General features: G+C 39.5%; 11 protein-coding genes. 6 read left to right on the plus strand and 5 right to left on the minus strand.

All coding sequences use genetic code 11. The features are described from left to right. Positions 1–17: 17 nt before the first annotated feature. Entirely contained in the window at positions 18–893 is an 876-nt protein-coding gene (locus AB669_RS14555; protein ID WP_047800016.1) for an SDR family oxidoreductase, read from the plus strand. A 108-nt stretch (positions 894–1001) separates the two neighbouring features. Beyond that, positions 1002–2273: a phosphoribosylamine--glycine ligase gene (gene purD / locus AB669_RS14560; protein ID WP_047800017.1), complete on the plus strand. Its 1272-nt coding sequence runs from the start codon at positions 1002–1004 to the stop codon at positions 2271–2273. Between the two features lie 80 nt (positions 2274–2353). Here the strand turns inward: purD and AB669_RS14565 are convergent, their stop codons facing one another. Together AB669_RS14565 and AB669_RS14570 are read right to left on the minus strand one after the other, a co-directional pair. Further along, positions 2354–3499 (minus strand): TlpA disulfide reductase family protein, encoded by a 1146-nt coding sequence (locus AB669_RS14565; RefSeq protein ID WP_047800018.1) that lies wholly within the window; start codon positions 3497–3499, stop codon positions 2354–2356. Positions 3500–3568: 69 nt separating this feature from the next. After that, complete coding sequence (locus tag AB669_RS14570; RefSeq protein ID WP_047800019.1) at positions 3569–4750, minus strand: formimidoylglutamase; 1182 nt, start codon at positions 4748–4750, stop codon at positions 3569–3571. A gap of 71 nt (positions 4751–4821) precedes the next feature. On the opposite strand from AB669_RS14570, the gene AB669_RS14575 reads away from it, so the two are divergent. The 4 genes from AB669_RS14575 to AB669_RS14590 all read left to right on the plus strand — a co-directional run bounded on the left by AB669_RS14575 (position 4822) and on the right by AB669_RS14590 (position 9297). Further along, positions 4822–5784 carry an NAD-dependent epimerase/dehydratase family protein gene (locus tag AB669_RS14575; protein WP_047800020.1) on the plus strand — a complete coding sequence of 321 codons (963 nt, stop codon included), beginning with the start codon at positions 4822–4824 and terminating at the stop codon, positions 5782–5784. Further along, positions 5784–7085 (plus strand): HAD-IB family phosphatase, encoded by a 1302-nt coding sequence (locus AB669_RS14580; RefSeq protein WP_047800021.1) that lies wholly within the window; start codon positions 5784–5786, stop codon positions 7083–7085. Before AB669_RS14575 ends, AB669_RS14580 begins: the two co-directional genes overlap by 1 nt. A 36-nt stretch (positions 7086–7121) precedes the next feature. Beyond that, entirely contained in the window at positions 7122–8087 is a 966-nt protein-coding gene (locus AB669_RS14585) for a tryptophan 2,3-dioxygenase family protein (RefSeq protein ID WP_047800022.1), read from the plus strand. 145 nt (positions 8088–8232) lie between these two features. Further along, positions 8233–9297 (plus strand): branched-chain amino acid aminotransferase, encoded by a 1065-nt coding sequence (locus AB669_RS14590; protein ID WP_047800023.1) that lies wholly within the window; start codon positions 8233–8235, stop codon positions 9295–9297. 77 nt (positions 9298–9374) lie between these two features. Here the strand turns inward: AB669_RS14590 and AB669_RS14595 are convergent, their stop codons facing one another. The 3 genes from AB669_RS14595 to AB669_RS14605 all read right to left on the minus strand — a co-directional run bounded on the left by AB669_RS14595 (position 9375) and on the right by AB669_RS14605 (position 13282). Further along, entirely contained in the window at positions 9375–9839 is a 465-nt protein-coding gene (locus AB669_RS14595) for a DUF4920 domain-containing protein (RefSeq protein ID WP_047800393.1), read from the minus strand. Positions 9840–10178: 339 nt separating this feature from the next. Further along, positions 10179–11555, minus strand: a complete 1377-nt coding sequence (radA, locus tag AB669_RS14600) for a DNA repair protein RadA (RefSeq protein ID WP_047800024.1) — start codon at positions 11553–11555, stop codon at positions 10179–10181. Between the two features lie 176 nt (positions 11556–11731). After that, positions 11732–13282 (minus strand): Rne/Rng family ribonuclease, encoded by a 1551-nt coding sequence (locus tag AB669_RS14605; RefSeq protein WP_047800025.1) that lies wholly within the window; start codon positions 13280–13282, stop codon positions 11732–11734. Between the last annotated feature and the right edge of the window lie 192 nt (positions 13283–13474).

Raw genomic sequence — 13474 nt, forward strand, 5'->3', positions numbered from 1 at the left:
TATAACAACCAAATATTATGTTCGCATTTAATCAGCCCATGCTTAGAGAAGACACTTTAAAAGGAAAAACCATTGTGATAACAGGTGGTGGTACAGGCTTGGGCAAAGCAATGGGTGTATACTTTTTGAAGCTAGGGGCTAATTTGGTAATTACCAGTCGTAAACAGGAAGTATTGCAAAAAACTGCTGATGAGATGGAGGAAAAAACGGGCGGTAAAGTTTTAGCCGTAGCCTGTGATGTACGTGAAGTGGAACAGGTAGAAAACGTTTTGGCTAAAGCATTAGAAAGATTTGGCTCAGTTGATATTTTGCTAAACAATGCTGCGGGTAATTTTATATCACCTACCGAACGCTTATCAGCGAACGCTTTTTCGTCTATTATTGACATTGTTTTAAAAGGAACGGTTAATTGTACCCTAACATTTGGAAAGCACTGGATTAAGGAAAAGCAAGCAGCAACGGTATTGAATATTATTACCACTTACGCTTTTACAGGCTCGGCCTATGTTGTCCCATCTGCCTGTGCAAAAGGTGGGGTTTTGGCACTTACACGTTCATTGGCGGTTGAATGGGGTAAATATGGGATCAGAACCAATGCCATTGCGCCTGGGCCATTTCCAACCAAAGGTGCCTGGGAACGTTTATTGCCTGGCGATTTAGCTAAGAAATTTGATTTCAAGAATCGTGTTCCGCTTAAAAGAGTGGGCGATCATCAGGAACTGGCGAATCTTGCTGCATTTTTAGTGAGTGATTTTTCTGGATATATTAACGGAGAAGTGATTACCATAGATGGAGGAGAATGGCTGCAGGGAGCCGGTCAAATGAATGGTCTGGAAGCCATTCCATCAGAGATGTGGGATATGTTAGAGCAGATGACACGAAACGCGAAGTAATGTGAAATATTGGGTGTATGATGTGGTCAGCATCTTTCATCAGATAACTTTTTCATTTTCCCTGGCTCAGCTTACCTTTTACATCCCTCATTTGCTATCTTTGCCGGCATGAATATCTTACTATTAGGTTCAGGCGGCAGAGAAAGTGCATTCGCCTGGAAAATGAGCCAGTCTTCGCACTGCGATAAGTTGATTATTGCACCAGGTAACGGTGGCACAGGTGTTTACGGAACAAACATTAATATCAATGTAAACGATTTTGATTCCATCAAAAAGGTAGTATTAGCCGAAAACATTGAGTTAGTTGTTGTTGGGCCGGAAGAGCCTTTAGTAAACGGGATTCATGATTTTTTTCTGGCCGACCAATCTCTGTCACATATCCCTGTAATTGGCCCTAAAAAAGAAGGCGCAATTTTAGAGGGAAGTAAAGATTTTTCGAAGCAGTTTATGGAGCGTCATGGTATTCCGACTGCGGCATCGAAATCTTTTACGCCTGAGACACTCGAAGACGGATTAGCTTACCTGGAAACGCATGCCCTGCCTGTGGTTTTAAAAGCCGATGGATTGGCAGCCGGGAAAGGTGTTTTGATTTGCACCGAAACTGTTGAAGCGCAGGAAGAACTGAAATTAATGCTTGGTGGTAAATTCGGTGCAGCAGGTGCAACAGTTGTAATAGAAGAATTTTTAAGTGGAATTGAGCTTTCTGTTTTCATTTTAACCGATGGTGAAAACTACATAACTCTACCATCTGCAAAAGATTATAAGCGGATTGGTCAGGGCGATACTGGTTTAAATACCGGCGGTATGGGTTCTGTTTCACCAGTGCCCTTTGCTAGCCCTGAGTTTCTTGAAAAAGTAGAAGAAAGGATTATCAGGCCTACGGTAGATGGTTTAAAGAAAGATAATATTGACTATACAGGTTTTATTTTCTTTGGATTGATTAAGGTGGGTGATGATCCTTATGTTATCGAGTACAATGCCCGTATGGGTGATCCTGAAACTGAAAGCGTGATTCCAAGAATTGAAAACGACCTGGTGGAATTGTTTTTAGCTACAGCTAATAAGCAACTTAATCAGGTAAATCTGGTTATTTCTGAACAAACGGCGGCTACGGTGATGATAGTTGCGGGTGGCTATCCGGGCGAATACCTGAAAGGGAAAGCAATTGCAGGGATTGAAAACCTTCGTCACTCCAATGCTTTTCATGCAGGAACTATTTTAGATAACGATGTAGTTAAAACCAATGGCGGCCGTGTGATTGCAATTACCAGCCTCCAGAAAGATTTGTTTACTGCCCTTCAATCTGCCACTGCTGATGCAGGAAGAATCTACTTTGATGGGAAATATTTCAGGGAAGATATCGGATTCGATCTGGTTTAATATATATATGCAGAAAGCCGCAGGTTAACAGATATTCAAATAAATCTGTCAGCCTGCGGCTTTAATTTTTTGTTATATTCTTATTTCGATTTACTTCCCAGTAATTCCTGAAGTTTATCTTGTAAAGCTTGCTCTCTTAACCCTTTCGCAATGATTTTTCCGGTCGGATCAATTAAAAAGTTGGCCGGAATTGAACGGATCCCATACATTTTAGCTACTTCATTATCCCAGAATTTTAAGTCTGAAACATGTGTCCAGGCTAGTTTATCATCTGCGATTGCTTTTAACCACGCATCTTTTTTCCCTGGACGATCAAGAGATACGCCAAGAACTGTAAAGCCTTTGTCCTTAAATTTGTTATAGGCCACAACTACATTCGGATTTTCCTGGCGACATGGTCCACACCATGATGCCCAGAAGTCAACCAGCACGTATTTACCCTTGAAGTCGGATAACTTCACCGGTTTTCCAGCGGTATCTGCCTGTGTAAAGTCCATGGCCATTACGCCTACAGCTGTTTTTCTGCCTGCATCGAACATCTGGGTGAGTTGCTTTCCTATTGTAGATGCTTTCAATTCAGGAGATAATGCGGTAAATGCTTTTTCTGCAGCAACGGCCTGGTCGGGATCGCTTGCTAACTGACCAATTGCCGAGAGGCTAATAAAAGATTTTGGATTGGCATTTGCATATTGCAATAATAATGGTGGCATACCTTCAGCCGCTTTTTCATAACGGGCTCTTAAGCCATCCATGGTGTCTTTATTTTGTTTCTGCTCTGGAGTATACCCGGCATATTCTGTATTGATTGCGGCAAGCTGATCGTTTACAGGCTTTGTTAGGGCTTTTAATTTTTTGGCATCGTCGTTTATCAGTGAACCGGTAATCACCGCATTTTTTAAAGAATCGGCTGCGGCTAATTTAAGGTTTCCAGGTTCAACGTAAAGTGATAATCCATCCAATTTCTCTCCCTGTGCCGGGCGGTTAACATAAGGGTTTTTATTTAAATATAAACTTCCCTGTGCCGGAGTAGCTAAAGATCCTTTGAACGCAAAGGCGCCATTGGCTACGGTTGCTGAATCGGTTACATTCTTACCGTCACCCTGATAAATAAGGTAAACTTTATCACCGGTTTTAAGACCTTTTACATCTCCGCTAAGGGTAAATGGTTTTTGAGCAATTGCTGCGAGTGGCAAAAGTGCTATCGCAGAAAATAATATTTTTTTCATGTGGGGGTTAGTTTAATCAGTTCAAAGATAGATATATTGTATGCCTAAAACGTAAATTGATGTGTAAAATTATGATAGCTTTTGATAGGTTCTCCACCACAGATCAGGCATCTCACCATTTACAGCAGTCTGGTAATCATCGTACCGGCAGGGTACCAAATGATAACGTTCATTTTGCGATTGTCCTGAAGGATAAGGTACCTGCATCCACCACCGATCTGACTTTTTACTTTTAACAAATACCATCTCACCAGAGCCATCTTTTAGGCTGGTTCGATAAATCATAAACTGTGATTTTGGCGTCAATGGAAAATCTTTCTTACGGGCATAAAATCCATCTACAAAATACCAAACCATTTGTGCCAGTAAAAAAGCAGTCTGGCCGTTATTATCATAGGCGGGATTGAATTCGTAAAACCCGATAGACGTTAATTTATCGTTCATCCCTGCATATCTTGATATTCTGCAGGCTTCTTCTCCATCGAAACCATTGGGTGTGGTGTTGGAGTTTGCAGCTGCATCTGCCGAACGGATTGCGCCGATATCAAAGCTAATCATGTTGGCATTGCGGATAATGGGCTCTGTTAAAGTAATATCCTGTGCAAATTCACCAAGGCGGTGAACATCGAAATACAGTTTATCCATTACACTCAGGCTTTCCTGGTTCACAAAATAAGTCTGATAGCCCACATTGCTATAATTAAAAAGATAATTTGGCTGGTGAAGGAAAATTTTGTTCAGATAACAATCCGACCGGGTTTCAATCCCATCACGTTCATCATCTCCAATATCAAACTGATTATCGATTACCACCAGGTCTACCTTTTGTTCCAGGTCTTCATACCCCAGGTATTGTCCATAGGTGAGATCTTGTCCACCTCCGATAATAATGGGTATAATATCTTTTTTAATCAACTCGGAAACGACCATTTTCATCGCTATGTAAGTGTCGGCAATAGTAGCCCCGTGTTTGATGTTTCCCAAATCAGCAATCCGGCAATTAAAGGCACCTTCGTTAAGGCGGTAAAACTTTTCTCTGAAATAATCAGGGCCTAAAGCGCAGCCTTCGTTATTAACAGCGCCCCTTCCGTCTAATACACCGATAATAGCTAAATCGTAGGTGTTTTCGTCAAAATCGGGAAATGATTCAGAGTGGATGTGTGCTTTTAAACCAAGCTGACTGGTGAAAAAACCTTGTTTGGGTGTAAAACTATCAGGGTTTACTGGTGAAAAGAAATCCGTTAGCGACATATATTTAAAACTCTCGCCTCAAATATCTATTTTTGAATGCGTATTTCCACATATAGCTTGAAAAAAATAAAATGATACTGGTAACCGGAGGAACTGGATTTTTAGGGTCTGAATTGATAAAGCAGTTAACTGATCATGGTTCTGCTGTACGGGCGCTGAAAAGGAAGAATTCTAAAGTTCCTGCTTTAATAGCCGAAAATCCATTGGTAGAATGGGTTATCTCGGATATTAATGAGCCTGCAGATCTGCAAACAGCATTCGAAGGGATAACCCAGGTTTACCACTGTGCGGCCTTTGTTTCATTGAGTCCAAAATATAAAAAGCAACTTTTTCATGTCAACATAGAAGGGACCTCTAACGTTGTTAACCTTTGTGTTGAGAACAATTGCCGTCTGCTTCATGTAAGTTCGGTTGCCGCGCTGGGGCTGGCAAAGAAAGGCAGTAAAATCACCGAAAAAGATTTCTGGGAGTATGATTCCAAAGCCCATGCCTATGGCTTGTCAAAATACGAGGGCGAAATGGAAGTATGGCGAGGAATTAATGAGGGGCTTAATGCCATTATTGTCAACCCTTCGGTAATCATCGGGAAAAATGCGGGTTTTGAAGGGAGTGGTGCAATATTTAAACTTGTTAAAGGTGGTTTTCCTTTTTATACCAATGGGGCATCGGGATTTGTGGATGTGGAAGATGTGGTACGTGCAATGATATTATTAATGGATTCAAAGATACGAGGTGAACGTTATATCATATCTGCGGGAGATATCCATTATAAAGAGTTATTTGCGGCAATAGCCAATGGCTTTAATGTTGAGCCGCCTAAAAAAGAAGCAAAGGGCTGGATGCTTGGAATTGCCTGGCGTGCATTGAAATTAGTATCTGTATTTACAGGAAGTGACCCATCAATAACTAAAGATACCGCAAAAAGCAGTGTAACTTTTAGTTATTACAATAATAATAAAGTGATTGAGCAAACTGGAATTGTATTTAAACCAGTTTTGCAAAGCATTAAGGAAATTACCCAATATTTAAAATAATGCCCAAACAAAAATCCTATTACATCATCGATTTCGATAGCACTTTTACACAGGTAGAAGCGCTTGACGAACTCGCCAGAATCTCTTTGAAGAACCACCCTGAAAGAGAAGCCATTTATCAGAAAATTGAAGATTATACCAACCTTGCTATGGAAGGTAAACTATCTTTTTCAGAAAGCTTAGCCCAGCGTGTTAAACTTCTGGAGGCAAATGAAGAGCATCTGAAGCAGCTGATTAAGCACCTGAAGAAAAAAGTTTCTACTTCATTTTCGCGTAATGCAGATTTTTTTAAAAAGCACAGCGATGATGTACTAATTGTTTCCGGTGGTTTTAAAGAATTTATTACTCCGGTTGTTAGTCAATACCACATTAAAAAGGAAAATATTTATGCCAATACCTTTGTTACTACTGGTGATGGTAAGATTATCGACTATGACCATGCCAACCCTTTGAGTGAGGAGGGCGGCAAAGTTAAATTGCTTCAGCATCTTAAGCTGGAGGGAGAACTTTTTGGTATTGGCGACGGATACTCAGATTTCCAGTTGAGAGAAAGTGGGTTGATTAACAAGTTTTTTGCATTTACTGAAAATATCTCGAGGGAAAGTATTGTTGCCAAAGCAGATCACGTTACACCGAGTTTTGATGAATTTCTTTATGTGAATGATCTACCCAGGGCTATATCATATCCAAAGAACAGAATTTTGTGTCTGGTAATCGGAGATGTTGATCCCAGAAGCCTGGCGATTCTTAAAAATGATGGCTTTTCTATCAGGCATAAATCTTCATTTGAAGACAAATACATTAAAGATGTTGGTATGATTCTTTATGCAGATGGAGAAAACATGGATAGAGAAAAACTTAAGGACGCCGCAAAACTTAAAACGATCGGTTATTTAGGTAACTCTAAAAATAAAATTGACCTTGATCTTTGCACGAAACAGGGTATTGTTGTTTTCGATGATGCTAAACATAATCCCCGTAATTTCGATTTTATTCCCAAGCGTGTGGCTGATTTTATGAATACGGGTGCTACTTATTTGAGTACAAATTTTCCAAATCTCCAACTTCCTAAAATCGACAAGTCTCATCGTTTAATCCATATACATAAAAATGTGCCGGGCATTATGGCTAATATCAATACGGTTTTTGCAAAACATGATATCAACATCGTTAGCCAGTTTTTGATGACGAATCCGGAAATCGGATATGCCATTACAGACATTAACACGGAATATGATAAGCAGTTATTTAAGTCGCTTAAAAAAATTGAACATACCATAAAGTTCAGGGTCCTGTATTAAAAGCAAGTGACCAATACTAAATACTTAATAATTTAAATGGATTTTACACCAGAAATTTTAAACAAACTAAACCAGCTGCAGGAAAAGTACACAGCTATGGGGCAGGATATGGCTTCATACCTTGACGGATTGCTTTATGCGGATTTTCTTACTTATTGGGATTATATTCACCTTGATACTTTATTAAGCTTACAGAGTCCTAAAACCCCTATTCCTGATGAAGAGATTTTTATCATGTATCATCAGATTACGGAACTTTATTTCAAGCTCTCTTTACATGAATTCAGGCAGATCTCAGAACATGAAAATCTAACGGCAGAATTTTTCACGGCGAGGGTGAAACGGATCAACGCCTATTTCAATGCCTTGACGACTTCTTTTGAAGTGATGGTGGACGGGATGGAGAAAGAACAGTTTTTAAAATTCCGAATGTCTCTTTTACCTGCAAGTGGTTTTCAATCGGGGCAGTATAGAATGATTGAAATTTGTGCTACGGATTTTACTCGCCTGGTAGATAAAAGCAAGCGTGAGGATTTAACGAATGCAACCATTGAGGAGCAATTTGAACATATTTACTGGAAATTTGGCGCTACCGAGCTGGCATCAGGTAAACAGACATTAACATTGAAGCAGTTTATTAAAAAATATGCTAATCAATTTTTGCAGCTTGCGAAGGAACGATCAGATACTAATCTTTCGGCGCTCTATCATCAGCTCCAGTTGAGCGGGGCTGATGTTTCAGTATTAGCGGAAGAACTCCGCAAACTTGATTTGTATGTAAATGTTGAATGGCCTTTATCACATTATAAATCAGCTGTTCGTTACTTAGAAAAAGATCCGGTAGATGTAGCTGCAACGGGTGGGACAAACTGGCAAAAATATTTGCCTCCGCGTTTTCAAAAGAGAATTTTTTATCCGTTTTTATGGACAAACGAGCAGATGGAAGAATGGGGAAAAGGTTGGGTGCTTAGTGTACTCAAAACACTCAAAAACAAAGACTAATAATCAAATAAAGCTATTAAAAGCGCTTCATTTTTATTAATTTGCGCAAAATAATTATTGACAGCATTAGTGAGGTATTGAGCTGCTGAGTGTGATCGTTTACACTCAATCATCCTATTATTCACTCATTCAAAATTTCTATATCATGACCGAGACACTAGATATAAAAATCACAAAAGCCGATCAAACCCGATTGACTGTTACTGATTTTTCTCAATTACCCTTTGGTAAAGTTTTTACCGATCACATGTTTACCGCCGATTTTGAGGATGGCGAGTGGAAAAACCTACAAATTCTTCCTTATGGCCCCATCCCGATGAGCCCTGCGATTTCTGCATTGCACTACGGTCAGGCAATTTTCGAAGGATTAAAAGCCTACCGTCAGCCTGATGGCAAAATCAGCGTATTCCGTGCAAATAAGAACTTCGAAAGATTCAATAAGTCTGCAGAAAGAATGTCGATGGCAACCGTGCCAGAAGAAATCTTTATGCAAGGTTTAGCTGCCCTAATCAATGTAGATGAAAAGTGGGTGCCAAATCAGGATGACTATGCTTTATATATCCGTCCGGTAATGTTTGCTACCGATCCCTATTTGGGCGTGAAAGCTTCAGACACCTATAAGTTTGCTTTATTGACTACACCTACCGGTCCTTATTACAGTTCTGCGTTGAAAGTTAAAATTGAAACAGAATTCACACGTGCAGATGATGGTGGAGTTGGCTTCGCAAAAACCGCGGGCAATTATGCACGTTCATTGTATCCCTTCGAGCAGGCCAAAAAAGAAGGCTTCGATCAGTTGATTTGGACCGATTCAGTAACGCATGAATATATTGAGGAAGCTGGAACTGCAAATTTAATTTTTGTGATCAATGGAAAGTTGGTAACGCCATCCGTTCGGAGTACGGTTTTAGACGGTGTAACCCGCGATACGATTATTCAATTGGCTAAACAAGATGGTATTGAGGTTGAGGAACGCAGGGTTTCTGTTAAAGAAATCATCGAAGGAATCGAAAACGGCACTTTAACTGAGGCTTTTGCAGCAGGTACTGCAGCTACAGTAACCCACGTGGGCCAAATCGGTTATAAAGGTGAAGTTTATCAACTAACAGATCCTTCGACAAGGTACATATCAAATGGCATTGCTAAAAAACTTAATGACATCCGTTACGGACTAGTTCCAGATGAATTTGGATGGAACTGGATTTTGTAAACCAGTATTAGGTCAAAAAAAAAATCCCCGTTCGTAAAAGTCCGGGGAATTTTTTTGCATATGTATTTTTATTTTGCTTATTTATCGAGTATCACTACTCCTTTAGCTTCAAACGCTAACTCTTTTTTTGGATCGGTTATTTTCGCTACCTCTTCCGGAGTTTTTTTTGCATCTTCAGCATAATGGCGTAAAGTTTCTACAGATATGGTTTGTTTCTTCGCAATTCCATCAAGTATTACTTTCTTACCTACAATATCCATAGGCATAAAGAATGCATAATCTTTAAAGGTCACCCGCATTGGGTCGCCATTTGGCATCTCCAATGTCATCCAGCATCCTTTCTTTTTGCAAACATCAACAACCTTTCCTTCAATTTTCATGTCAACTGCATTCTTGTCACCCATAGCAGCTTCCATTTTAGCTGCAGGCTTTACCGCTCCAGGTTTTACCTCTTCGCCAAACTTTTGGCCGGTGTAAGCAGTTTGTGCAAAGCTAAGTGCTGTAAAAAAGCAAATGCCCAGGCTTAGAATAATTTTTTTCATGGTCTGATATTTTAGAATTTGTTTCCGGTTATTTATCTTATTCAAAGTTATTTAAAATTTATTTGAATAGTAAAAACAAAAAATCCTCGCTAGCGATCGCTAACGAGGAAAATCATCCCTATTGTTGTCATCACATCCCATGATGTACGAACATAATACATTAGGCAAATGACAATCCAAAAATTAACAAATTCCCAAGCAATATATTAAATTGTTGATATGTAGTGTTTTACGATTTTTTTACGTTCGAATGCCAAAAGGATTATTACTTTTTATTGGGGAATCTTAGTTATTTCTTCAAAAAACTGGTGAAAAATTTCCCCATATTCCCCATTTATACTAACCAAAAATCATCTCGAATACCTCTTCAATTTTGCTCACTGCCTTAATTTCCAGGTTGTATTTAGATATTTCTATTCCTTTTAAATTATACTTGGAAATGTATATGGTTTCAAAACCCAGTTTATCTGCCTCAGCAATGCGCTGTTCTATTCTGTTCACTGCTCTTATCTCACCAGATAATCCAACCTCCGCTGCAAAGCAGTTTTTCGAAGATATCGGTATGTCCTGATGTGATGAGATAATGGCTATCAGTACCGCCATGTCGATTGCCGGGTCCTCCACTCTTAGACCACCCGCTATATTCAGAAAAACATCTTGAGTACTTAATCTAAAACCACAGCGCTTTTCCAGCACGGCGAGAAGCATATTCATTCGTTTGGTATCGAACCCTGTTGCTGATCGTTGTGGTGTGCCATATGCTGCTGCACTTACCAGTGCCTGTGTCTCGATTAACATGGGCCGGGCACCTTCCAGCATTGCTGAAACAGCAATTCCACTTAGCTCCTCATCCCTTTGTGAAAGTAAGATTTCCGACGGATTTGATACTTCCCGCAGTCCACTTCCCTGCATTTCATAAATGCCCAGTTCGGCAGCTGCTCCAAATCTGTTTTTCACTGAGCGTAAAATGCGGTAAACATGATGCCTGTCGCCTTCAAATTGCAATACGGTGTCTACCATATGCTCAAGGATTTTTGGACCTGCTATGGCTCCATCTTTCGTGATATGACCAATTAAAAAAACGGGGACACCTGTTTCTTTAGCAAATCTCAATAATTCTGCAGTACATTCTCTTACCTGCGATACACTGCCGGGCGTGGAATCGATATGTGAGGAATGTAAGGTTTGAATAGAGTCGACAACCAATATTTCCGGCTCCAGTATTTCGATTTGTTTGAAGATATTTTGCGTAGAGGTTTCGGTTAATATATAGCAATCTGAAGAGGGACTTTCTTTAATTCGCTCTGCTCTCATTTTTATCTGTTGCTCACTTTCTTCACCTGAGATGTAAAGTAATTTTTTACCTTTCAGATTTAGTGCCAGCTGAAGCATGAGTGTTGATTTACCAATCCCTGGTTCACCCCCGATCAAAACCAGTGAACCTTCCACTAATCCACCCCCGAGTACGCGGTCTAACTCTTTATCTCCCGTCAATATCCTGCGTTCAACGGATGACTTTATCTCATCTACTTTACTGGGTTTACTTACCTTTCTGGTAGTTGATTCTGTTTTCCATTCCGGAACGGCAGCTGAATTCTTTTCTACAATCTCTTCTACAAAGGTATTCCACTGCCCGCATGATGGGCACTTTCCAAGCCACTTTGCCGACTCATAGCCACAACTCTGGCAGAAATATGCTGTTTTTGATTTTGCCAACTGATTATTGATTTAGATTACGAATTTAACCTTTCAGGGTTGAAACTGCTTTTATTTTTTTGAACAATCAGGCTATTCTTCGATATATCGTTTGTATTTCTTTAAGCATGCCGGATCAGATATTAACAAAAAAGCCCGAATCGGAAGATCCAGGCTTTTTGATAATGTAATTTGAATTATAATTTAATCTCTTCGTCTTTTGATGAGATGAAATGAAACTCATTTAAATAATACGATGATTGTGGTTTAACTTTAATCCATTGGCCATATTTAAAGAACCAACGGCGCTGTAAGTTAAAAATACCTTTAGTAATGTAAGCTTCAATATAAGGGTGAACACAAAGTGTTATTCCTTTTTCATTTTGCTCACGTAAAATATAATTCAGGTTATTCTCAATATCATCCATTAAAACGATACTCGCTTTAATTTCTCCAGTCCCATCGCAGGCCGGACATTTTTCTACCGTAACAATATTCATCTCCGGACGAACACGTTGCCTGGTGATTTGCACTAAACCAAATTTACTCGGCGGTAAAATGGTATGTTTTGCTCTATCCAACAGCATCAGCTCACGCAAATGATCGAATAGCATTTTACGGTTTGTTGGTTTGTGCATATCGATGAAATCGATTACCACAATACCGCCCATATCACGCAGGCGTAATTGTCGGGCAATTTCTTTAGCCGCCTCTTTGTTTACCTGTAAAGCATTCTCTTCCTGATTCTCTTTACTGGCAGTACGGTTACCACTGTTCACATCTATTACGTGTAGTGCTTCGGTGTGCTCTACAACCAGGTAGGCTCCTCCGGGGAGGTTTACTGTTTTTCCGAAAGCATTTTTAATCTGCTTTTCTATACCAAAATGATCGAAGATTGGTTCTTTCTGCTTATAAAGCTTAACGATTTTTTCCATTTCCGGAGAAATATCGTGTACATAAGAACGTATATCGTCGTACAATTCTGGTGTACTTACGTAAACGTTTGTGAAATCAGGATTCAGAATATCACGAATTAACGTTGATGATCTGTCCATTTCGCCCCAAACTCGCTTTGAGGGTTCGGCAGTAGGCAGCTTCTTGATGAAGCTTTCCCATTTCGCAATCAGATCAAGCAGATCTTTTTGCATCTCGGCAACTCCTCTGCCTTCAGAAACCGTTCTGATAATTACCCCAAAATTTTGAGGCTTAATACTTTCAATAATCTTTTTTAAACGATTACGTTCAGTATTGCTTTTTATTTTTTTTGATATGGATATGGTATTGGAGAATGGCACCAATACCACATACCTGCCGGCGATTGATAGGTCGGAACTTAAACGAGGCCCCTTTGTAGAAATTGGCTCTTTAGCAATTTGTACAGGAATGAGCATGTTTTTGGCAAGCACTTCAGAAATTTTGCCAGCCTTGTTAATATCGGCTTCCAGCTTTAAATTGTCTAATAGTGTACCAGTTACCGAACCATTACGCTTAATCTTCGTCAGCTTAATTAAAGATTGCACCTGAGGGCCCAAATCGAAATAATGCAGGAATGCATCTTTTTCATAACCAACATCCACAAACGCAGCATTCAAACCAGGCATAATTTTCTTTATGCGGCCTAAATAGATGTCGCCTACGGCATAATTGTTATTGATTTGTTCTTTATGAAGCTCAACAAGTTGCTTGTCTTCAACTAAAGCTATGGTAACTCCGGCAGGAGTCGAATTGATAATTAATTCTTTTACCAACAGCTACAGATTTAAGGCTTCCGCCTGTTAACAAATGGATCGTAAACTTGAAAAATCTGATAGTTCCCAAGTATAAGCACGAATGGAAATTCGTATAAATACTTTAAACCTCATAGTATTTACTATGAGGTTTAGAAGGGTTTTATCAAAATAAGAAATTATTTTTTCTTATGTCTGTTTTTTCTTAGGCGT

The sequence above is a fragment of the Pedobacter sp. BMA genome (genome assembly GCF_001027745.1).
Classification (GTDB): domain Bacteria; phylum Bacteroidota; class Bacteroidia; order Sphingobacteriales; family Sphingobacteriaceae; genus Pedobacter.